The sequence below is a fragment of the Pseudomonas sp. FSL W5-0203 genome (assembly GCF_001896155.1).
Classification (GTDB): Bacteria; Pseudomonadota; Gammaproteobacteria; order Pseudomonadales; family Pseudomonadaceae; genus Aquipseudomonas; species Aquipseudomonas paracarnis.
This window is the reverse complement of sequence record NZ_MPOR01000044.1, coordinates 1-21,214: the sequence shown is the minus strand read 5'-3', so window position 1 is coordinate 21,214 and position 21,214 is coordinate 1. Positions and strand designations below refer to the sequence as shown.

At 61.9% G+C, this 21,214-nt stretch carries 18 protein-coding genes; 6 read left to right on the top strand and 12 right to left on the bottom strand.

Features of this window, described 5'->3' with window-relative positions:
• Positions 1-7: 7 nt before the first annotated feature.
• The 6 genes from BOP96_RS25380 to BOP96_RS25355 all read left to right on the top strand — a co-directional run bounded on the left by BOP96_RS25380 (position 8) and on the right by BOP96_RS25355 (position 5,019).
• A complete protein-coding gene (locus BOP96_RS25380; RefSeq protein ID WP_073454324.1) occupies positions 8-670 on the top strand; it encodes an amino acid ABC transporter permease in 663 nt (220 codons plus the stop codon).
• Complete coding sequence (locus BOP96_RS25375; RefSeq protein WP_020301585.1) at positions 667-1,449, top strand: amino acid ABC transporter ATP-binding protein; 783 nt, start codon at positions 667-669, stop codon at positions 1,447-1,449. The genes BOP96_RS25380 and BOP96_RS25375 overlap by 4 nt, the downstream gene beginning before the upstream one ends.
• Positions 1,450-1,463: 14 nt before the next feature.
• Entirely contained in the window at positions 1,464-1,853 is a 390-nt protein-coding gene (locus BOP96_RS25370; protein WP_003191822.1) for a RidA family protein, read from the top strand.
• A gap of 134 nt (positions 1,854-1,987) precedes the next feature.
• Positions 1,988-2,752: an IclR family transcriptional regulator gene (locus BOP96_RS25365; RefSeq protein ID WP_014718201.1), complete on the top strand. Its 765-nt coding sequence runs from the start codon at positions 1,988-1,990 to the stop codon at positions 2,750-2,752.
• A gap of 9 nt (positions 2,753-2,761) precedes the next feature.
• Positions 2,762-3,970: an amino acid deaminase gene (locus tag BOP96_RS25360; protein WP_073454322.1), complete on the top strand. Its 1,209-nt coding sequence runs from the start codon at positions 2,762-2,764 to the stop codon at positions 3,968-3,970.
• A gap of 143 nt (positions 3,971-4,113) precedes the next feature.
• Positions 4,114-5,019 (top strand): sugar kinase, encoded by a 906-nt coding sequence (locus tag BOP96_RS25355; protein WP_014718203.1) that lies wholly within the window; start codon positions 4,114-4,116, stop codon positions 5,017-5,019.
• 159 nt (positions 5,020-5,178) lie between these two features.
• Here BOP96_RS25355 and BOP96_RS25350 read toward each other — a convergent pair whose 3' ends face one another.
• The 12 genes from BOP96_RS25350 to BOP96_RS25295 all read right to left on the bottom strand — a co-directional run bounded on the left by BOP96_RS25350 (position 5,179) and on the right by BOP96_RS25295 (position 20,797).
• Positions 5,179-5,454, bottom strand: a complete 276-nt coding sequence (locus BOP96_RS25350) for a peptidylprolyl isomerase (RefSeq protein WP_003174397.1) — start codon at positions 5,452-5,454, stop codon at positions 5,179-5,181.
• Between the two features lie 43 nt (positions 5,455-5,497).
• Positions 5,498-8,035: a PAS domain-containing hybrid sensor histidine kinase/response regulator gene (locus tag BOP96_RS25345; RefSeq protein ID WP_014718204.1), complete on the bottom strand. Its 2,538-nt coding sequence runs from the start codon at positions 8,033-8,035 to the stop codon at positions 5,498-5,500.
• 138 nt (positions 8,036-8,173) lie between these two features.
• Complete coding sequence (locus tag BOP96_RS25340) at positions 8,174-10,129, bottom strand: acetoacetate--CoA ligase (RefSeq protein ID WP_073454320.1); 1,956 nt, start codon at positions 10,127-10,129, stop codon at positions 8,174-8,176.
• Positions 10,130-10,256: 127 nt separating this feature from the next.
• Entirely contained in the window at positions 10,257-11,030 is a 774-nt protein-coding gene (locus BOP96_RS25335) for a 3-hydroxybutyrate dehydrogenase (protein ID WP_073454318.1), read from the bottom strand.
• A gap of 7 nt (positions 11,031-11,037) precedes the next feature.
• Positions 11,038-12,429 carry a GntP family permease gene (locus BOP96_RS25330; protein ID WP_014718207.1) on the bottom strand — a complete coding sequence of 464 codons (1,392 nt, stop codon included), beginning with the start codon at positions 12,427-12,429 and terminating at the stop codon, positions 11,038-11,040.
• A gap of 293 nt (positions 12,430-12,722) precedes the next feature.
• Positions 12,723-14,114: a sigma-54 interaction domain-containing protein gene (locus BOP96_RS25325; RefSeq protein WP_014718208.1), complete on the bottom strand. Its 1,392-nt coding sequence runs from the start codon at positions 14,112-14,114 to the stop codon at positions 12,723-12,725.
• A 146-nt stretch (positions 14,115-14,260) separates the two neighbouring features.
• A complete protein-coding gene (locus BOP96_RS25320) occupies positions 14,261-15,832 on the bottom strand; it encodes an ABC transporter ATP-binding protein (RefSeq protein WP_019817606.1) in 1,572 nt (523 codons plus the stop codon).
• A 10-nt stretch (positions 15,833-15,842) separates the two neighbouring features.
• Positions 15,843-16,865, bottom strand: a complete 1,023-nt coding sequence (locus tag BOP96_RS25315) for an ABC transporter permease (RefSeq protein ID WP_073454316.1) — start codon at positions 16,863-16,865, stop codon at positions 15,843-15,845.
• On the bottom strand, positions 16,865-17,923 hold the full coding sequence (locus BOP96_RS25310; RefSeq protein WP_038449934.1) for a microcin C ABC transporter permease YejB: 1,059 nt from the start codon (positions 17,921-17,923) through the stop codon (positions 16,865-16,867). The genes BOP96_RS25315 and BOP96_RS25310 overlap by 1 nt, the downstream gene beginning before the upstream one ends.
• The gene (locus BOP96_RS25305; RefSeq protein ID WP_014718211.1) at positions 17,923-19,782 is read right to left on the bottom strand and encodes an extracellular solute-binding protein; all 1,860 of its coding nucleotides are present in this window, start codon (positions 19,780-19,782) and stop codon (positions 17,923-17,925) included. Before BOP96_RS25305 ends, BOP96_RS25310 begins: the two co-directional genes overlap by 1 nt.
• Positions 19,783-19,912: 130 nt before the next feature.
• A complete protein-coding gene (locus BOP96_RS25300; protein WP_014718212.1) occupies positions 19,913-20,194 on the bottom strand; it encodes a peptidylprolyl isomerase in 282 nt (93 codons plus the stop codon).
• Between the two features lie 108 nt (positions 20,195-20,302).
• A complete protein-coding gene (locus BOP96_RS25295; RefSeq protein WP_014718213.1) occupies positions 20,303-20,797 on the bottom strand; it encodes a DUF1543 domain-containing protein in 495 nt (164 codons plus the stop codon).
• Positions 20,798-21,214: the final 417 nt, after the last annotated feature.

Below are 21,214 nucleotides of genomic sequence, written 5' to 3'. Positions count from 1 at the left end.
GGGTCCCATGTACGAATCCCCCAGTTGGCTGCATGAATTGTGGATCGCCCGCGAGACCCTTTGGGCTGGCTTCCAGGCCAGCGTGGCGGTCTCGGCGCTGGCGATTGTCTTTGGCACCCTGATCGGCATCGTCGCCGGGTTGATCCTCACCTACGGCAAATTCTGGATGCGCGCGCCGTTCCGTCTGTATGTCGATTTGATCCGTGGCACGCCGGTGTTTGTACTGGTGTTGGCGTGTTTCTACATGCTGCCGGCCCTTGGCTGGCAAATCAGTGCGTTCCAGGCCGGTGCGGTCGGGCTCACCTTGTTCTGTGGCTCCCATATATCGGAAATCGTGCGCGGCGCGCTGCAAGCCATTCCCCGTGGGCAAATGGAAGCGGGTAAGGCGATTGGCCTGACGTTTTATCAGTCCCTGGGCTACGTGCTGTTGCCCCAGGCGCTGCGGCAGATTTTGCCGACCTGGGTCAATTCCTCCACGGAAATTGTCAAGGCTTCCACCTTGCTGTCGGTGATCGGCGTGGCCGAATTGCTGCTCAGTACTCAGCAGGTGATCGCGCGCACCTTCATGACCCTGGAGTTCTACCTGTTCGCCGGTTTTCTGTTCTTTGTCATCAACTACGCCATCGAATTATTCGGGCGCTACATTGAAAAACGGGTGGCCTTGCCATGAACCAAGCTCAAACCAACCCAGCGCTGCTGGACATTCGTGGCCTGCGTAAACAATACGGCCAGGTGGAAGTGCTCAAGGGCGTCGACCTGTCCATGCAGCGCGGCAATGTGGTGACGTTGATCGGCTCCAGCGGCTCGGGCAAGACCACCTTGCTGCGCTGCGTGAACCTGCTGGAGGAGTTCCAGGGCGGGCAGATCACCCTGGATGGCGAGTCCATTGGTTACAGCGATGTTGGCGGCAAGCGCGTACGCCACCCGGAGCGGGTGATCGCCCAGCACCGCGCAATGACCGGCATGGCGTTCCAGCAATTCAACCTGTTCCCGCACCTGACTGCGCTGCAGAACGTTACCCTCGGCTTGCTCAAGGTCAAGAAGATGGGCAAGGATGAAGCGGTAGCCCTGGCCGAAAAATGGTTGGACCGCGTCGGCCTGCTGGAACGCCGCAATCACTTTCCCGGCCAATTGTCCGGCGGCCAGCAACAACGTGTGGCCATTGCCCGGGCCATTGCCATGAACCCCAGCCTGATGCTGTTCGATGAAGTCACCTCGGCCCTCGACCCGGAGTTGGTGGGCGAAGTGCTCAGCGTGATCAAGGGGCTGGCGGAGGAGGGCATGACCATGTTGTTGGTCACCCACGAGATGCGCTTTGCCTATGAAGTTTCGGACCAGATCGTGTTCATGAACCAGGGCCGCATTGAAGAGCAGGGCAGCGCGAAAGATATATTCGAGCGGCCGCAGTCGCCGCGCCTGGCGGAATTTCTCAAGAACATTCGTTTTTAACAAGGAGCAACTATATGAGCATTACTCGTTACGGCACCGGCAGCACCGCAGGTGGCGGCCAGCCACGCCCGTTCGCCCGCGCTGTGGAAGCCGATGGCTGGCTGTACGTGTCGGGCCAGGTACCTGCGGTGGACGGTGAAATCATCAACGGCGGCATCATCGAGCAAACCCGCCAGACGATGCGCAACGTGGTGGCGATCCTCGAAGAGGCCGGCTACGAGCTCAAGGATGTGGTTCGGGTGGGCGTATGGTTGGAAGACCCACGGGACTTCTGGAGCTTCAACAAGGTGTTCGGCGAATACTTCACCCCGGAACACGCCCCGGCGCGTGCCTGTGTGCAGGCCAATATGATGGTCGATTGCAAGGTCGAGATTGATTGCGTGGCCTACAAGAAAAAGGCCTAACTGATCATTCCCACGCTCTGCGTGGGAATACCGCCTTGGACGCTCTGCGTCCGCGCTTGTGACGCAGAGCGTCACCGCATGCATGCCCACGCAGAGCGTGGGAACGATCATCTGGAACGGGACCGAGTACTGCCATGACCGAAGACACCATCAAACGCCGCGCCAAAGGCCTGGACCGTGCGTTCGATATCCTCGATTTTCTCAAGGAAATCGGCCAGCCCCTGCGCCCGAATGATATTGCCAGCGGCATCGGCAGCCCCAAATCCACGGTCTACGAACTGGTGGCGTCGTTGCTGGAGCGGCGCATCCTGGAGACCGTGGGCAAGGAAGGCCACGTGTACCTGGGGCGTCAGCTGTATTTCCTTGGCCAGGCACACTTGCGCCACTTCGACCTGACCCGCGAGGCCGACCACGCCTTGCAGGAGATCGTCAGCCAGACCCACGAAACCGCACAGATGTGCCTGCTCAACGGGCGCAAATACACGGTAGCGCTGATGCGCGAGGGCCAGCGGCATTTCCGTATTTCTTCGGATATCGGTGAAAACGCCCCCATTCCCTGGACCGCCTCGGGGCGCTTGTTGCTGGGGCATTTGAGCGATCAGCAGATCGTCGACCTGATCGATCCCGACGACTTCATCCTGCCGGACGGCCTGCGCCTGCCGCTGGACACTTTCCTGGCGCAGATCCGCCAGGCCAGCCTGGATGGGTTCTTCTCCTTCGACAGTGTGGCCGACACCTTCACCCATTGTTTTGCCGCCCCGGTGCGCGATGCCCAGGGCATCAGCATCGCGACTCTGTGCATCGTCGCCCCCCGGGCTGATGCGAGTAAAAACTACCACGACTATCGCCGGGTACTGATCGACAGTGCCAACAGCCTGGCCCGGCGCATCAACGAATAGGAGTTTTCCATGTCTGCCCTCAACGCCGTTGAAAAAGGTGCCGCTGCCGTCGGTGCCCATTTGGTTCGCGATGTCAGCCTGCCGGCCCTGGTGCTGCACCGTGACGCCCTGGAACATAACATCCGCTGGATGCAGGACTTTGTCCGCAGCAGCGGCGCCGAGCTGGCGCCCCACGGCAAGACCAGCATGATGCCCGCGCTGTTCCAGCGCCAGATCACCGCCGGTGCCTGGGGCATCACCCTGGCTACCGCCGTGCAGACCCGCGCCGCCTACGCCAGCGGCGTGCGTCGCGTGCTGATGGCCAACCAACTGGTGGGCGCAGCGAACATGGCCTTGATCGCGGACCTGCTGGCCGACAAGGATTTTGACTTTCATTGCATGGTCGATCACCCGGACAACGTTGCCGACCTGGGCCTGTTCTTCGCCGCCCGTGGTCAGCGCCTCAATGTGATGATCGAGTATGGCGTGGTCGGTGGCCGGTGCGGCTGTCGCAGCGAGCAGCAAGTGCGCGATCTGGCCAAGGCGGTCCAGGCCCAGCCGGCCTTGGCCCTCACCGGTATCGAGGGTTACGAAGGCGTGATCCACGGCGAGCACGCCATCAGTGGTATCCGCGCCTTCGCCGCCAGCCTGGTGAGCCTGGCGGTCGAGCTGCAAAACAGCGGCCTGTTCGACCTGCCCACGCCGATCATCACCGCATCGGGCTCGGCCTGGTACGACCTGATCGCCGAGTCGTTCGGAACGCAGAACGCCGCCGGTCGTTTCCTCAGCGTGTTGCGCCCAGGCAGTTACGTGGCCCACGACCATGGCATCTACAAAGAGGCGCAGTGCTGTGTACTCGAACGCCGCAGCGACCTCAACGAGGGCCTGCGCCCGGCAATGGAAGTCTGGGCGCATGTGCAGTCGTTGCCGGAGCCTGGTTTTGCGGTGGTTGCCCTGGGCAAGCGCGACGTGGCCTACGACGCCGGTTTGCCGGTGCCACTCAAGCGCTACAAGGCCGGGATCGTGCCGGCGCAAGGTGATGATGTGAGCGGGTGCAAGGTCACGGCGGTAATGGACCAGCATGCGTTCATGACTGTGGCACCGGAGGTGGAATTGCGCATTGGCGACATCATTTCCTTTGGTACGTCCCACCCTTGCCTGACCTTTGATAAATGGCAGGTGGGGTGCCTGGTGGATGAGCAGTTGCAGGTGGTCGAGTCTCTGCGTACCTGCTTCTAGACCGAGTCGCGGCTATCGCAGCGATGCGGCGACCCGACAAGCCAGCTCCCACAGTGACCGCGTTTTAACTGAAGGAATGCAGTCAAATGTGGGAGTCGGGCTTGCCCGCGATGGGGCCCTCCAGCACACCTGAGAACTTTGCCATGAACACCCACCCCCGCATCGCCCTCATCGGCGAATGCATGATCGAACTGCAACACCGCGCCGACGGCAGCCTGCACCAGAGCTTCGGCGGCGACACCCTGAACACTGCGGTGTACCTGCGTCGCGAGCTGGGCGATGCCGGCAGCGTTGACTACGTCACCGCCCTGGGCGATGACAGCTTCAGCGATGCCATGTGTGAGCATTGGCACGCCGAAGGCCTTGGCCTGGGCAGGGTCCAGCGTCTGCCCGGGCGCCTGCCGGGCTTGTATTGCATCCAGACTGATGCCCAGGGCGAACGTAAATTCCTCTACTGGCGCAACGAAGCGGCCGTGCGCGACTGCTTCACCACGCCTGCCGCCGAGCCGGTCCTGGCGGCATTGCCGGGCTATGACGTGGTGTATTTCAGTGGCATTACCCTGGCGGTGCTGGGAGACATCGGGCGTGAGCGCTTACTGCAGGCGCTGATCGAAGCCCGCCAGCGTGGCGCCAAGGTGGTGTTCGATAACAACTACCGGCCCAGGCTGTGGGCCGATGTGCAAACGGCCCGTGAGGCGTATCGCAGGGTGTTGGCCGCAGTGGACATTGCCTTGCTCACCGAGGATGACGAACGCGCGTTGTTCGGCTATGAGGATAGCGAGCAGGTGTTTGCGGCGTATCCCTCGATTGCAGAAGTGGTGCTCAAGCGGGGAGCGGATGCGTGCCTGATTCGTTGCGCGGGCGAGCGCTTTGCGGTGCCGGCGTTGAAAGTGGAGAAGGTGGTGGACACCACGGCGGCGGGGGATTCGTTCAGTGCGGCGTATCTGGCCAGTCGGCTCAACGGTGGTTCGCCCCAAGACGCCGCACTGGCGGGGCATCGGTTGGCGAGCCGGGTGATTCAGGTGCCGGGGGCGCTGATACCGAGATGATCACTGATCGTTCCCACGCTCTGCGTGGGAGCGCAGCCCGGGACGCTCCGCGTCCCAGAAACGGACGCAGAGCGTCCAGTGAGGCATTCCCACGCAGAGCGTGGGAACGATCGGATGTGGGAGCTGGCTTGCCTGCGATAGCGGACTGAAGCCATCCACTCAATCGCGGTAAAACACCTGCACCAGGTGATAGCCAAACTTGCTCTTGATCGGCCCGTGCACCACCTTCACCGGTTTCTTGAAGATCACCGCATCAATCGCCCCCACCATCTGCCCGGGCCGCACTTCGCCCAGGTCACCACCGCGTTTGCCCGACGGGCAGGTGGAGTACTTCTTGGCCAGCACATCAAAGGCTTCGCCTTTGGCAATACGCTGCTTGAGTTGTTCGGCTTCTTCGCTGGTTTTCACCAGGATATGACGGGCTTGGGCTTTCATGGGGCTCTACCAGCTGTGCGACGGCGCGCGATTATGCCTGAACTCAGGCCTCGACGCCGATCATGCTACGGATTTTGTTGGCCAACAGGTCAATGGAAAAAGGCTTGGCGACCATGTCCATGCCGTCCTCCAGGAACCCCTGGCGTTCGGCGGCTTTCTCGGCATAACCGGTCATGAACAGCACGCGCAGGCCGGGGCGATGCTGGCGGGCGATTTCCGCCAGTTGCCGGCCGTTCATGCCGGGCAAGCCAACGTCGGTCACCAGCAAGTCCACGCGCAAATCCGATTCCAGCAACGGCAGCGCCGCACGCGCATCCGCCGCCTGGTGAGCGGTATAGCCCAGTTCGTCGAGTACATTGACCACCAGCATACGCACCGCCGGGTCGTCCTCGACCACCACCACCGCTTCACCGGCCAGGGCCACGGGGGCTTCGGTCAGGCTGGTAGGCAGGCTGCTTTCCAGTGCGGTGCCATACAAACGCGGCAGGTACAGGCGCACGCAGGTGCCCTGGCCCGGTTCGCTCTGGATGGTCACGTGGCCGCCGGATTGCTGGGCAAAACCGTAGATCATCGACAACCCAAGGCCAGTGCCTTGGCCGATGGGTTTGGTGGTGAAGAACGGGTCGAACGCCTTGGCGAGGATTTTCGGCGCCATGCCGCTGCCGTTGTCGCTCACGCCAAGCATCACATAGTCGCCAGCCTTGACCGGTTCCAGGGTGGTGATGTCGGTGCCGTCCAGGTAACTGTTGGCGGTTTCGATCAGCAGCTCGCCGCCGTCGGGCATGGCGTCGCGGGCGTTGATCACCAGGTTGAGCAGGGCGTTTTCCAATTGGCTGGCATCGGTGTTCACCGGCCAGGTGTCCTTGCCCAGTTTTACCTTGAGTTCGATATGCGCGCCCTTGGTGCGCCGGAACAGGTCTTCCAGGGACGCCACCAGTTGGTTGGGGTCGGTGGGGCGACGGTCCAGCGACTGGCGTCGCGAGAACGCCAGCAGCCGGTGGGTGAGGGCGGCGGCGCGGTGGGCGGAGGACACGGCGGCATCGGCAAAACGGCCGATATCGTCGCTGCGTCCGGCGGCAATGTAACGCTGCATCAGGTCGAGGCTGCCGATGATGCCGGTGAGCATGTTGTTGAAGTCATGGGCGATACCGCCGGTGAGCTGGCCGACCGCTTCCATCTTCTGCGCATGGCGCAGGGCATCTTCGGCACGCTCGCGCTCGAACATCTCGTTTTGCAGGCGCTGGTTGGCTTCGGCCAGCGCCTGGGTGCGCTGGGCCACGCGTTCTTCAAGGTTCTCGTTGAGGTGGCGCAGGGCTTCTTCGGTGAGCTTGCGTTCGGTCTCGTCGATCACAAAGATGTAGAAACCATTCACCGAGCCGTCACTGCTAAAGCGCGGCAGGTACTTCATCAGTGCATGGCGCGGGCGGCCATCGCGATGAGGCGTCACCGTCATGAAGCTGCACGCTTTGCCCTTGAGCGCGGCGGCGATCTTGTCTGCGCGCCCGGCATACACCTCGTCGCCAAGTACTTCGCGGATGGTTTTGCCGTACAGCTCCTGGGGCGTCTTGCCGTACCAGTCCAGGTAAGCGCTGTTGTTGAGGCGAAAGCGCTGGTCGTGGTCAACGTAGCCGATCAACACCGGCATGGCGTTGATGATCAGTTGCAGCTCGGTCTGGCTCTGGCGCAGGGCTTGCTCGGTGTTTTTACGCTCGGTGAGGTCCAGCGCGGCGCCGAGGAAACGCGCAGGCCGGCCCTGTTGATCCTTGTAGCAGCGGCCACGGGCGAACACCCAGCGCACTTGGCCGTCGGCTTGCAGCAAGCGATACTCCTCGGCGTATTCGGTGCCATGGGTAATGCAATGCTTGATGCTGCGCGTCACCGTTCCCCGGTCCTCAGGGTGCACACCATGCAGGTAGGCGCTGATGGGCAGCAGGCTCGAATCGTTGGGGTCGACGCCATGCAGGTAGGCGAAATGGGCGTCGGCGATGAAACGGTCTTCGCCGATATCCCAGTCCCAGGTGCCTACCGCGTCGGTGGCCGCCAGTGCCAGTTGCAGGCGCTGCTCGGTGTTGTGCTGGGCCTTGAGGCTGGCTTCGGAGCGCTGTTGCAGTTCGAGGGTTTTGCTGCGCCGCTCATTGGTTTCAATGGCCGTGACCAGGATGCCGGCCACCCGGCAGCTTTCATCGCGCACCGGGCTGTAGGTCAGGTCGAGCCATATCTCGGTGTCGCGGCCCTCGCGTTGCAGCACAAAGCGTTGCTCGCTGAAGGTGCGCACCTGGCCGCCGAGCACGGCGTCGTAGACCGGCGCGGCGAAGCTTTCCAGTTCGGGCCAAGTGTGGTGCGCCGGCTGGCCCAGAGCGCCGGGGTGCTTGCCGCCTATCAGGTGGGCAAAGCCATCGTTATAGAGTTGTATGAGGTGTGGGCCCCACAGCAGCACCATTGGCATGGGTGAATGCACGACGATATCGACAGCAGTGCGCAGGCTTTGCGGCCACTCACTGGCCTCACCGAGGGGGCTTTGCGCCCAGTCCAGCCGCCTGATCAATGCAGCGGCTTCGCTACCGGTGGATGTTCCATTCATAAAAAGCCCTGAGCCTGACGCTTTGAAAAATGACAACACCCATTGTCCCAAGGAACGACAACGGGTGGCTACCCCGGAAAAATAGCATGCCTTGAGGGTTTTTCTTCAAAACGCTGTGTCAGCGCTGAAACCTTTCATCTAATCGGCCAGCTCAGCTCTGTGGCGAAATTGTTCCAGTGCCTGGGGGTTGGCCAGGGCATCGGTGTTTTTCACCGGCTCGCCATGCACCACATTGCGCACCGCCAATTCGACGATTTTGCCGCTGATGGTGCGGGGGATATCCGTGACAGCGAGGATCTTCGCCGGCACGTGCCGCGGTGTGGTGTTGGCGCGAATCACCTGGCGGATCTGCTGTTGCAGCGCCTCGTCCAGTTCAATTCCATCATCCAGGCGCACAAACAGCACCACGCGCACGTCGTCCTGCCAGCGTTGACCGATGGCGAGGCTTTCCAGCACCTGCGGGACCTTTTCCACCTGGCGATAAATCTCGGCGGTGCCAATGCGCACGCCGCCGGGGTTGAGCACCGCATCGGAACGCCCGTGGATCAACAGGCTGCCGTTGGCGCGTTGCTCGGCATAGTCACCCTGTGCCCACACGCCGGGGAACTGGCTGAAATACGAGGCGCGCAGTTTTTGCTGTTGCGGGTCATTCCACAGCCCGATGGGCATGGCAGGGAAGTGCCGGGTGCACACCAGTTCGCCTTTCTCCCCGATCAGGGGCCAGCCCTGGTCGTCCCACACTTCGATGGCCATGGCCAGGCTCTTGCACTGCATTTCACCGCGCCGTACCGGCAGCACCGGGTTGCCGATCACAAAGCAGGAGACAATGTCGGTGCCACCGGACATCGAGGACAGGCACAGCTCAGCCTTGATCTCGCGGTACACGTAGTCGTAACTCTGGGGCGACAACGGCGAGCCGGTCGAAATCAGACCCTTGAGGCTGCCCAGGTCGTGGCTCAAGCGCGGCTGCAACCCGGATTTTTCCAGGGTGGCGAGAAATTTGGGGCTGGTGCCGAACACGCTGATTTTTTCCGCATCGATCAGGTCGATCAAGCGTTCGGGGCCGGGATGGAACGGCGAGCCGTCGTACAGCACCGCGGTGGCGCCGATCGCCAGCACCGACACCAGCCAGTTCCACATCATCCAGCCGCAGGTGGTGTAGTAGAACAGGCAGTCCTCGCGGTTCAGGTCGGCATGCAGGCCGTGTTCCTTGAGGTGCGTCAGCAATACGCCGCCCGTGCCGTGGATGATGCACTTGGGGATGCCGGTGGTGCCGCTGGAATAAAGGATATACAGCGGGTGATCGAACGGCACCGCGACAAATTCGGGTTCGCCGCAGGCTTGGTAGAAGTCGTCCCACAGCGCGACATGGGCGTGGGTGGCGTAGTCCCCAGCCTGCGCCTCGGGCTTGGCGTAAGGCACGATGATCAGCTGTTGCAGGGAGGGCAGGCGTTCGAGGATTTCATTGAGCTTGGCGCTCTGGTCGATGCGCTTGCCGGCATAGCGGTAGCCTGCGCAGGTGATCAGCACCTTGGGCTCGATTTGGCCGAAGCGGTCGATGACGCCCTGGGTGCCGAAATCTGGCGAGGAGCACGACCAGATCGCACCGAGGCTGGTGGTGGCGAGCATGCCGACCAGGGTTTGCCAGGTGTTGGGCATGCACGCGGCCACTCGGTCACCTATGCCGACCCCGGCCGCCCGCAGGCTTTTTTGCAGGCCGGCCACGTGTTCCGCCAGCTGCGCATAGCTCAATTGTTCACGTTGGCCGTCTTCGCTGACAGCCACCACAGCAGGATGATCGTCGCGGCGGCGCAACAGGTGTTCGGCAAAGTTCAGGGTGGCGCCGGGAAACCATTGGGCGCTGGGCATCTCGATGTCTTCGATCAGGGTGACGCTGGGCGGGCTGCGAAACTGCACGTCAAAGAACGCGACAATCGCCTGCCAGAAGTCCGGGCGTTGGTCGATGCTCCATTGGTGCAGGGCGGGGTAGTCGTGGAGCTGCACGCCGTGGCGTTGGTTGATGAAGCGGCGGAACTGATCCATGCGCGTGTTGGCGATGCGTTCCGGGGACGGTTGCCAGAGGATGTCGGACATAAGCTGCCTCTTCTCGTTCCCACGCTTCGCGTGGGAATGCCTGACTGGACGCTCTGCGTCCACTTTTGGGGCGCGGAGCGCCCCGGTCTGCGTGCCCACGCAGAGCGTGGGAACGATCATCACGGGTTTACTGGGCCAGCCAGCCACCATCGATGTTCCAGGCCGCGCCGCGCACCTGGGCGCCGGCTTCGCTGCACAAAAACAACACCAGCTCGCCCAACTGCGACGGCGTCACAAACTCCAGCGACGGCTGTTTCTCCGCCAGGAGATCCTGCTGCGCTTGCTGTGGGTCGACCCCGGTAGCCACGCGATCATCAATCTGCTTCTGCACCAGCGGCGTCAGCACCCAGCCCGGGCAGATGGCGTTGCAGGTGACATTGCTGGTGGCGGTTTCCAGGCCCACCACCTTGGTGAGGCCGATCACCCCATGTTTGGCCGCCACATACGCCGCCTTGCCCACTGAGCCGACTTGCCCATGCACCGAGGCGATATTGACGATGCGCCCCCAGCCCTTGGTCTTCATGCCCGGCAAACTGAGGCGTGTGCTGTGGAACACCGAGGACAGGTTGATGGCGATGATCGAATCCCAGCGCTCCACAGGGAAGTCTTCTACCGCTGCCACATGCTGGATACCGGCATTGTTGACCAGGATGTCCACGCCACCGAACTCGTGCTCGGCGTAGGCGAGCATGTCGGCAATTTGCGCGGGGTCGCTGACATCTGCCGGGTGATGCCCGACCTTGCCGCCAAACGCCTGTACCTGGGCGATCACCGCGCTGGCGTCGCCGAAGCCGTTGAGAATCAGGTTGGCGCCGGCCTTGGCCAGGCTCAGGGCAATCCCTAAGCCGATGCCGCTGGTGGAGCCGGTGACGAGGGCGGTCTTGCCATTCAAAGTTGTCATGAAAACCTCACACAATGCCGGTGGCGTAGAAAGTGCCGATCACCACGAACACCGCAAGGGTCTTGATGATCGTGATGCCAAAAATGTCCTTGTAGGCTTCGCGGTGGGTCAGCCCGGTGACGGCCAGCAGGGTGATCACTGCGCCGTTGTGGGGCAGGGTGTCCATGCCGCCGCTGGCCATGGCCGCGACCCGGTGCAGCACCTCAAGGGGGATATTGGCCGCGTGGGCGGCTGCAATGAAGCTCTCGGACATCGCGGCGAGGGCGATGCTCATGCCGCCGGAAGCGGAGCCGGTGATACCGGCCAGCAAGGTCACGGTGATCGCTTCGTTGACCAGCGGGTTGGGGATGCCCTTGAGCCAGTCCGCCAGTACCAGAAAGCCTGGCAGCGAGGCGATCACGGCGCCAAATCCATATTCCGACGCGGTGTTCATTGCCGCTAGCAGCGCACCGCTGACCGCACTTTTACTGCCTTCGGCCAGCTTGCTCCTGATCGCCGAGAAGCCGAATACCAGCACCACGATAATCCCCACCAGCAACGCCGCCTGCACCGCCCAGATCGCGGTGAGCTTGGCGATTTCGGTGGTCACCGGCGCGCTCATGCCCGGCAGGCTGAGGCTGTGGGTCTTGCCGTACCACTGCGGGATCCAGTGGGTGAACAACAGGTTCATCACCCCCACCAGAATCAGCGGTGACAACGCGAGCCACGGGTTGGGCAGGCTCAGGTTGTCGGCGGTTTCGGGCTCATTGCGCAACTCGGTGCCATAACCTTCACCGGCGCGCTGGGCCTTGTTGCGCTGGCGTGCGAGGTAGAGCATACCGGCGCAAAACACGAAGATCGTGCCGATCAGCCCTAGCCACGGCGCCGCCCAGGCGGTGGTGTTGAAGAAGGTGCTGGGGATGATGTTCTGGATCTGCGGCGTACCGGGTAGGGCGTCCATGGTGAACGAGAACGCACCGAGGGCGATGGTCGCCGGGATCAGGCGCTTGGGGATATTGCTCTGGCGGAACATCTCGGCGGCGAACGGGTACACCGCAAACACCACCACGAACAGCGACACGCCACCGTAGGTGAGCAGGGCGCAGACCAGCACAATCACCAGCATCGCCTGGCGCGTGCCGAGCAAGCGGATCGCGGCGGCGACGATCGAGCGCGAAAACCCCGACAGCTCAATGAGCTTGCCGAACACCGCACCGAGCAGGAATACCGGGAAATACAGCTTGATAAAACCGACCATCTTTTCCATGAACACCCCGGTAAAGGCAGGGGCGACAGCGGACGGGTCAGTGAGCAGCACCGCGCCAAGGGCGGCGATGGGGGCGAACAGGATAACGCTATAGCCACGGTAGGCGGCCAGCATCAGCAGCGCGAGCGCGGCCAGGGCAATGATCACACTCATGGTGTGTCTCCATCGGATTGTTATTGTTGTGGGTGAGGCTGTGGGAGGAAGCTATAGCGAGATGTGTGCCAGATTTATAACTTGTTGATATGTATGGATTTATTGTGGATTTAAAGTGATTTTCGAGACGGCAGTCTCAATCTGGAGACGAGGGGAGATCCTTGTGGGAGCTGGCTTGCCTGCGATAGCGGTGATTCAGCTGGCTTGTAGGGCGCTGTTAGACCGCTATCGCAGGCGAGCCAGCTCCCACATAAGAAAGTCTTGATATTGGGAATTGCGTCTCTTATTTGAGACTAAGTTAGTCCAAGCGCCAGCATTTTTTTATACAACGTCGACCGCCCAAGCCCCAACCGCTTGGCCGCCTCTACAACATTTCCGTCACTGGCCTTGAGCGCGCCCGCAATCACCTGGCGATCAAACCGCTGCCGCGCCGCCGCAAAGGTTTCACCCTCGACCGCCGCCACCGCGCCTCGCTGTACCGGGCTGAACGTGCCAATCGCTGCGCGAAGGTCGCTGGCATTGAGCATCAGGTCATCACTCAACAGCGCCGCACGCTCCAGCACATTGCGCAGCTCGCGGATATTGCCCGGCCAGGCATGTTGGGCCAACAGCGCCAGGGCATCGCGGTCCAGTTCGTGCTGGCTGCGCAGTTCCTCGAGGATCGCCTCGCTCAATGCCGGAATATCCTCCAGCCGCTCACGCAACGGCGGCACCTGGATCGGCAGCACATTGAGGCGGTAATACAGATCGGCACGAAACTCGCCACGCTTGATCGCCGCCTCCAGGTCCATGGACGTCGCGGCAATCACCCGCACATCGCTGTGCAGCATCTCGTTGGAGCCCACCGGTTCGAATTCCTTTTCCTGCAACACCCGCAGCAATTTGCTTTGCAGTGGCAGCGGCATGTCGCCGATTTCATCGAGAAACAACGTGCCGCCCTGGGCGATCTGGAATTTGCCGGGGCGACCCTTGCGGTCGGCACCGGTAAAGGCGCCGGGCGCAGTGCCGAAGAACTCGGCTTCAAGCAGGTCATGGGGAATCGCCGCGCTATTGATGCTCACAAAAGCTTTGTGCGCCCGGGGCGATGCGCCGTGGATGGCCTGGGCGAGCAACTCCTTGCCGGTGCCGGTTTCCCCGAGCAGCAATACCGGCGACTCGGCACTCGCACTGCGCCGCGCCCGGCGCTTGACCTCAAGGCTGGCGGCGCTGGTGCCGATAAAGTGCGCAAAGTTGTATTTGCTTTGCCGCGAACGCAGCAGCGAGCGCGTGGAGGCTAGCTCCTGCTGCATGCTCAGGTAGCGCTCGATCAGCGGCGACAGGTTGCGCAGTTCATCGAACAGCGCAAACCCAATCGCGCCGATCACCGCCCCGGCCTCGTCGTGGATCGGCAGGCGCATCACCACCAGTGGGCCTTTGGGAGTGTCCTGGATATCCAGCAGGATCGGCCGGTCGTTGCGCACCACCTGGCGCAGCAGGCTGTTGGAAATCACCTGCTCGCAAGGCTGGCCGATGGCTTGGTCGGCGCTCTTGAGGCCAAAGCGCTTGGCGTAACGCTCGTTCATCCACACGATATTTGCATCGCGGTCGACGATGACCGTGCCCTCGCTGGACTGCTCGATGATCTCGAACAGCGACTGGATGGCCAGGCCGCGAACCTGTTGGTAGTCCTTGAGGCTAGTGCTCATGGGTACAAAATCCTGTTAATGATCGTTCCCACGCTCTGCGTGGGAATGCCTACCGTGACGCTCTGCGTCACTTGGCGTAGGGCCAGGGCACGACGCGGAGCGTCTCGGGTTGTGTTCCCACGCAGAGCGTGGGAACAATCTCACCCCTACAAAGGGATGTGCGCTGCTGCCAGCAGTTCTTTGGTGTACGGGTGTTGGGGCGATTCGAACACCTCATGGCTCGCGCCACGCTCCACCACCTTGCCATCCTTGACCACGATCATGTCATGGGCCATGGCGCGCACCACCGCCAGGTCATGGCTGATAAACAGGTAGGTCAGGCCGTATTTGTCCTGCAGTTCGCGCAGCAGCGCCACCACTTGTTTCTGCACCGTACGGTCCAGGGCCGAGGTGGGTTCGTCGAGCAGCATCAGCGCTGGCTTGAGTACCAGGGCGCGGGCAATGGCGATGCGTTGGCGCTGGCCACCTGAAAACTCATGGGGGTAGCGATGTCGGCTGGCAGGGTCGAGGCCCACGTCCTTGAGCACCTGGACCACTTGCGCATCGCGGTCGGCCAGGCTGCACGGGGCATGCACTTCCAGGCCCTCGCTGATGATCTGCTGCACCGACATGCGCGGGCTGAGGCTGCCATAGGGGTCCTGGAACACCACCTGCATCTGCTTGCGCCATGGGCGCATCTGCTGATGGTTGAGCGGGTCCAGAGCTTCACCCTGAAAGCGGATGCTGCCGCTGGAGTCGAGCAAGCGCAGGATCGCCTGGCCCAGGGTGGACTTGCCGGAGCCGGACTCGCCGACAATCCCCAGGGTCTTGCCGCGCTGCACGCTGAGGCTGATGCCGTCCACTGCGCGCAGGTAGGTCTTGGCCCGGAACAGCCCGCCTCCCAGGGGAAACTGCACGCTCAGGTCATCCACTTCCAGTACCGTGTCACGCGGCTCGCTGCACAGCACGTCGCCCGAGGGCTCGGCATCCAGCAGCAGGCGGCTGTAGGGATGCTGCGGTGCGGTGAACAGGGCCTGGCAGTCAGCCTGCTCGACGATTTCGCCGGCACGCATCACGCAGACCCGCTGGGCGATACTGCGTACCAGGTTGAGGTCATGGCTGATCAGCAGCAGCGACATGCCCAGGCGTTGTTGCAAGGACTTGAGCAGCAACAGGATCTTGCGCTGCACCGTCACGTCCAGCGCTGTGGTGGGCTCGTCGGCAATCAGCAGCTCGGGCTCGCAGGCCAGGGCCATGGCGATCATCACCCGCTGGCGCTGGCCGCCGGACAATTGATGGGGGTAGGCCTTGAGCCGTTCCTGGGGTTTCTGGATGCCCACCAGTTCCAGCAGTTCGAGGATGCGCGCCTGCGCCGCCTTACCGCCCAGGCCCTTGTGCAGCAGCAGGGTTTCGCCGATCTGCTTTTCGATGCTGTGCAGGGGGTTCAGGGAGGTCATCGGCTCCTGGAAGATCATGGCAATGCGGTTGCCGCGCAATTTTTGCAAGGTACTCGGTGAGGCGCCGATCAGTTCCTGGCCGCGATACTTGATCGAACCCAGGGTTTGGGTGCCGGCTTGCGGCAGCAGTTGCAGGATAGAGTGGGCCGTCACCGACTTGCCCGAGCCCGACTCGCCCACCAGCGCCAGGCACTCGCCAGGGCGCACGTCCAGGCTCAGGTTGCGCACGACGGTCTGGCCGTTGAAGGCGACGCACAGGTCGCGGATTTCGATCAGGTTCATACGCGGTCACTCATGAGCGGGGGTCGAAGGCATCACGCAATGCCTCGCCGATAAACACCAGCAACGACAGAATCAGCGCCAGGGTGAAAAACGCCGTCAAGCCCAGCCACGGCGCTTGCAGGTTCTGCTTGCCCTGGCCGATCAGCTCGCCCAGGGACGCGCTGCCGGCGGGCATGCCGAAGCCAAGGAAATCCAGGGCGCTCAAGGTGGATATCGCCCCGGTCAAAATGAACGGCAAATAGCTGAGGGTCGCGGTCATGGCGTTGGGCAGGATGTGCCGACGAATGATCTTGCCGTCGCCCAGGCCCAGGGCGCGCGCGGCCTTGACGTATTCCAAGTTGCGCCCGCGCAGGAACTCGGCGCGCACCACGTCCACCAGGGCCAGCCAGGAAAACAGCGCCATGATCCCCAGCAACCACCAGAAATTCGGCTCCACAAACCCCGACAGGATAATCAGCAGGTACAGCACCGGCAGGCCAGACCACACCTCCAGGATGCGCTGGCCGAGCAAGTCTACCCAGCCACCGTAGTACCCCTGCAACGCCCCGGCGGCAATGCCAATGACGGCGCTAATGGCGGTCAGGGCCAGGGCAAACAGGATCGACACCCGTGCACCAAAGATCACCCGGGCCAACACATCGCGGGACTGGTCATCGGTGCCCAGCCAGTTCACCGCCGACGGCGGGCTCGGGGCAGGGCGGGTGAGTTCGTAGTTGGGCGTGTCATCGCTGAAAGGAATTGGCGGAAACAGCATCCAGCCGCCCTCCTGCGTGATCAGCTTTTGCACGTAGTCACTGCGGTAGTCCGCCTGGAACGGCAACTGCCCACCGAACTGCTGCTCGGTGTAGCGCTTGAACACCGGAAAATACAGCTCGTTCTTGAAACTGAGCACCAGCGGCTTGTCATTGGCGATCAACTCGCCGCCCAGGGTCAGGATAAACAGGCCGATAAACAGCCACAGCGACCACCAGCCACGGCGGTTTTTCTTGAAGCGCTCGAAGCGTCGGCGGGCCACGGGGGAGAGGTTGAGCATCAGGCGTTCCTCGCGGCGAAGTCGATACGCGGGTCCACCAGGGTGTAGCAGAGGTCACCGATGAGTTTTATCAAGAGGCCGAACAGGGTGAAGATAAACAGCGAGCCGAACACCACCGGGTAGTCGCGGGACACGGCCGCCTCGTAGCTCATACGGCCCAGGCCATCGAGGGAGAAGATCACCTCGATCAGCAGCGAACCGGCAAAGAACACGCTGATAAACGCTTGGGGAATCCCCGAGATCACCAGCAACATCGCATTGCGGAACACGTGACCGTACAACACCCGGCGTTCGCTCAAACCCTTGGCGCGGGCGGTGACCACGTACTGGCGGGTAATTTCATTGAGGAACGAGTTCTTGGTGAGGATGGTCAAGGTGGCGAACCCGCCGATCACCAACGCGGTTACCGGCAATACCAGGTGCCAGAAGTAGTCGGCGATTTTGCCCACGGCGCTCAGTTCGGCGAAGTTTTCCGAGACCAGCCCGCGTACCGGGAACCAGTTCAGCGAGGTACCGCCAGCGAACACCACGATCAGGAACATTGCAAACAGGAACGCCGGCATCGCGTAACCGATGACGATGGCCGTGCTGCTCCACATATCAAAGCTGCTGCCATGGCGCACGGCCTTGCGTATGCCCAACGGGATCGACACCAGGTAGGTGATCAGCGTGGCCCACAGGCCGAGGGAAATGGTGACGGGCATCTTTTCCAGGATCAGGTCAGTTACCGTTGCGCCGCGAAAGAAGCTGTTGCCGAAGTCCAGTTGGGCGTAATTCTTGAGCATCAACCACAGGCGTTCCGGCGCGGATTTGTCGAAGCCGTATTGTTTCTCGATGTCCTTGATCAGCTTTGGGTCCAGACCGCGGCTGGCTCGCGAGCCGCTGATGCCTTCGCCGGATGCGCCGGCTACACCACCGCCGCCAATGCCTTGCAAGTGGGCGATAGCTTGCTCCACCGGCCCGCCGGGCGCGGCCTGCACGATCACGAAGTTCACCAACAGGATGATCACCAGCGTCGGGATGATCAGCAGCAGGCGCCGTACGATATAGGCAAACATCAGTGGGCCTCTCCGCGTTTTTTCAACTCAGCCTGCATTTGTTCGTTCGTCAGCGGGGTGGGGCTGACTTCCCACCAGGTTTCCAGGGCTTCGTCGTTCTTCGCCTCGATGGCCGGGCGCCCGAAACGGTTCCACCATGCGGCGGAGGTGCCCGGTGGGTAATAGTTGGGGATCCACAGGTAATTCCATTGCAGCACGCGGTCCAGGGCGTGGGCATAGGTGAGCATCTTCGCCTGGGTATCAGCCTTGACCAGGCCATGGATCAGGGTATCGACGGCCGGGTCCTTGAGCACGATGTAGTTGTTGGCGCCCGAATCGAACGCGGCGGCAGAGCCGAAATAGTTGTACAGCTCCATGCCGGGCGAGGTGGTGACCGGGAAACCCGTGACGATCATGTCGTAGTCGCGGGCCATCAGTCGGTTGACGTATTGCGAGGAGTCGATGCGGCGGATATTCAGGGTGATGCCGATCTGCGCCAGGTTACGTTTGTAGGGCAGCAACAGGCGCTCAAGGCCGTTCTGGACGTTGAGGAAGGTGAATTCCAGTGGCTCGCCCTGGGCATTGACGAGTTTGTCGCCCACAGGTTTCCAGCCGGCGTCTTCCAGCAGGGCCAAGGCTTGCAGCTGTTTGTCGCGGATCATGCCACTGCCATCGGTGACCGGGGCCTTGAACACCTGGGTAAACACCTCGTCGGGAACCTGACCGCGCAGGGGTTCGAGGATCGCCAGTTCTTCCGGGGTCGGTAACTGGCTGGCGGCCAGCGGGCTATTGGAGAAATAGCTCTGCTGGCGGATGTACAGGTTGCGCATCATTTGGCGGTTGGCCCATTCAAAGTCCCACAGCATCGCCAGGGCCTGGCGCACGCGGCGATCCTTGAACATCGGTTTTTGCACATTGAACACATAGCCCTGGGCCGGCTGCGGCATCTCCTTGGCCAGGTGCGCGCGCTGCAGACGGCCATCGTCCAGGGCCGGGCCGTTGTAGCCGATGGAGTAACCGGTGGCGGAGAATTCACGGTTGAAATCATAGGCGCCGCCGCGTAGCACTTGGCGCGCTACTTCGGTGTCGCCGAAGTACTCCAGGCTCAGGTGATCGAAGTTGTACAAGCCGCGGCTGACCGGCAAGTCCTTGCCCCACCAGTCGGGGTCGCGGGTGAAGGTGATGGTACTGCCGGAGTCGATCTTGCTGACCTTGTAAGGGCCGCTGCCCAGTGGCGCTTCGTAGCCGCCGCCGTTGGCAAAGTCGCGGGTCTTCCACCAGTGCTCGGGGAACACCGGCAAAGTGGCGAGATCCAGAGGGAGGGTGCGGTTTTCGTTGCTGGAAAAATCAAAGCGCACCTGTCGTTCGCCTTCGATTTCGACGTGTTTGACGTCTGCAAATAACGTGCGATAGCGCAGGCTGCCTTGGGTCATCAACACGTCAAAGCTGTAGCGCACGTCTTGCGCGGTAATGGGCGTGCCATCGGCAAAGCGCGCCTTGGGGTTCAGGTAGAAGCGCAGCGACAGGCCGTCGTCGGCCCGTTCCATCTTTTGCGCCACCAGGCCATAGACGGTGTAAGGCTCATCCAGCGAGCGCAACGCCAAGGGTGCATACACCCAGCCGTCGACCTGGGACACGCCGATGCCTTTGTCGATATAGGGCAGCACATGGTCAAACCGCCCCACCTCCAGCGCTGAGCGCCGCAGGCTGCCGCCCTTGGGGGCGTTGGGGTTGGCATAGTCGAAATGGCTGAAACCTTCGGCGTACTTGGCGGGCTCGCCGTACACCGTCAGGTAGGTTTGCGGGGCTGCGATCACCGCAGTGCTGGCCATTAGAAAGGCCAGGGTGGAGCAGAGCAGAGATGAAAAAGCCAATCGCATTATCAGCCTTGAGCGCCGGGTAAAGAATAATAAGGATTTGTACGCTAACGGCCTGGGCATCGCCAGTCATCAGATGCACAACGGCCCACCAAAGGGCGGGCCGTTGTTTATAGCATCAGCGCAGATTGAATCAATCCTGGCGGCTGGTGACTTCCAACAGGTGATAGCCGAACTGGGTCTTCACCGGGCCTTGCACGGTGTTGACCGGGGCACTGAAGACCACGGTGTCGAATTCCTTGACCATCTGGCCTGGGCCGAACGAACCGAGGTCACCGCCCTGACGGCTGGATGGGCAGCTGGAGTTGGCTTTAGCGACTTCTGCGAAATCAGCGCCGCCTTCGATTTGGGCCTTGAGTTCGTTGCACTTGTCTTCAGAGGCAACGAGGATGTGACGGGCGGTGGCTTTGGCCATGGTGAGTAACTCCTAGAGTAAAAAACGGTGAGCGTACCGGATTCAGGCGGTTATTTCTCGGCAAAGTTCCACTGGGTTTTCAGTCGCCGCTGTTTAGGTCATGCCGGTTCAAGGCAGTACGAGATAGTCGTTGCGCTGCACGATCGCTTGGTGCGCTGCTTGCACCAGGTGGATATAGCGGCCGTCCACCAGGTCGATGGGCAGGCAATCGTCGATATCCAGCACCGTGTCGGTGTGGGCCTGGGACCAGTGGCTGAGCATCTGCTGCTTACCTTTGCGCATGGCCTCCTGTTTGTTACGGGCGACCACCAGCAGGTAGTGGTGGGCTTCGCCAAAGCTATTGGCCTCGTAGCCGCCGAGGTTGATGAAGTACAGGCGCGGCGCATCGCCGTGGGGCGCCAGGTGGCTCAGTTCAACCTTCCAGCCGTCGACGCCATCGACGGCCATCCATGAATCGATGTGTACGCCTTTGGGGCTGCCAAACCAGGCGTCGCGTAATTGTGGGTAGGTGGCTTGCAGGGTATCGGCCACTGCGAATACCACATCGTGTACTTCGATCCTGGCTCGCGGGTGCTTTCCCCCGAGCATGACGACAAACAGCATTACCGGTGTTTCCTGGGGAGTGGTTAGAGGGCAACCATACTGCGATTGAGCTGGTTTGTCAAGCAATACCTATCTACCTGACACCCCAGGATCCAACTGTGGGAGCTGGCTTGCCTGCGATAACGCCCTGACAAGCAATACCTATCTACCTGACACCCCAGGATCCAACTGTGGGAGCTGGCTTGCTAGCGAAGGCGGCCTGGCAGTCAACACAGTTGGATTGTGTACATAGCCATTTCTGCGGTAACGGCCACCTAGGGTTCCGCCCAACGGCGGCTCACTTTCGAAAAGCGCGAAAGTAAGCAAAGCGCTCTTGCCCCACCACTCGGCACCTCGCTTAGGCTCGGTGTGCCCGAACACAGTCTTGAATCCGTGGGCCGCCGCCACGCGCCATCCATGGCGCGGGGCGGCTAACCC

Excerpts from the sequence above, each read along its gene's own strand:
- BOP96_RS25380 (WP_073454324.1), top strand. The coding sequence starts at position 8 with ATGTACGAATCCCCCAGTTGGCTGCATGAATTGTGGATCGCCCGCGAG.
- BOP96_RS25375 (WP_020301585.1), top strand. The coding sequence starts at position 667 with ATGAACCAAGCTCAAACCAACCCAGCGCTGCTGGACATTCGTGGCCTG.
- BOP96_RS25370 (WP_003191822.1), top strand. The coding sequence starts at position 1,464 with ATGAGCATTACTCGTTACGGCACCGGCAGCACCGCAGGTGGCGGCCAG.
- BOP96_RS25365 (WP_014718201.1), top strand. The coding sequence starts at position 1,988 with ATGACCGAAGACACCATCAAACGCCGCGCCAAAGGCCTGGACCGTGCG.
- BOP96_RS25360 (WP_073454322.1), top strand. The coding sequence starts at position 2,762 with ATGTCTGCCCTCAACGCCGTTGAAAAAGGTGCCGCTGCCGTCGGTGCC.
- BOP96_RS25355 (WP_014718203.1), top strand. The coding sequence starts at position 4,114 with ATGAACACCCACCCCCGCATCGCCCTCATCGGCGAATGCATGATCGAA.
- BOP96_RS25350 (WP_003174397.1), bottom strand. The coding sequence starts at position 5,454 with ATGAAAGCCCAAGCCCGTCATATCCTGGTGAAAACCAGCGAAGAAGCC.
- BOP96_RS25345 (WP_014718204.1), bottom strand. The coding sequence starts at position 8,035 with ATGAATGGAACATCCACCGGTAGCGAAGCCGCTGCATTGATCAGGCGG.
- BOP96_RS25340 (WP_073454320.1), bottom strand. The coding sequence starts at position 10,129 with ATGTCCGACATCCTCTGGCAACCGTCCCCGGAACGCATCGCCAACACG.
- BOP96_RS25335 (WP_073454318.1), bottom strand. The coding sequence starts at position 11,030 with ATGACAACTTTGAATGGCAAGACCGCCCTCGTCACCGGCTCCACCAGC.
- BOP96_RS25330 (WP_014718207.1), bottom strand. The coding sequence starts at position 12,429 with ATGAGTGTGATCATTGCCCTGGCCGCGCTCGCGCTGCTGATGCTGGCC.
- BOP96_RS25325 (WP_014718208.1), bottom strand. The coding sequence starts at position 14,114 with ATGAGCACTAGCCTCAAGGACTACCAACAGGTTCGCGGCCTGGCCATC.
- BOP96_RS25320 (WP_019817606.1), bottom strand. The coding sequence starts at position 15,832 with ATGAACCTGATCGAAATCCGCGACCTGTGCGTCGCCTTCAACGGCCAG.
- BOP96_RS25315 (WP_073454316.1), bottom strand. The coding sequence starts at position 16,865 with ATGCTCAACCTCTCCCCCGTGGCCCGCCGACGCTTCGAGCGCTTCAAG.
- BOP96_RS25310 (WP_038449934.1), bottom strand. The coding sequence starts at position 17,923 with ATGTTTGCCTATATCGTACGGCGCCTGCTGCTGATCATCCCGACGCTG.
- BOP96_RS25305 (WP_014718211.1), bottom strand. The coding sequence starts at position 19,782 with ATGCGATTGGCTTTTTCATCTCTGCTCTGCTCCACCCTGGCCTTTCTA.
- BOP96_RS25300 (WP_014718212.1), bottom strand. The coding sequence starts at position 20,194 with ATGGCCAAAGCCACCGCCCGTCACATCCTCGTTGCCTCTGAAGACAAG.
- BOP96_RS25295 (WP_014718213.1), bottom strand. The coding sequence starts at position 20,797 with ATGCTGTTTGTCGTCATGCTCGGGGGAAAGCACCCGCGAGCCAGGATC.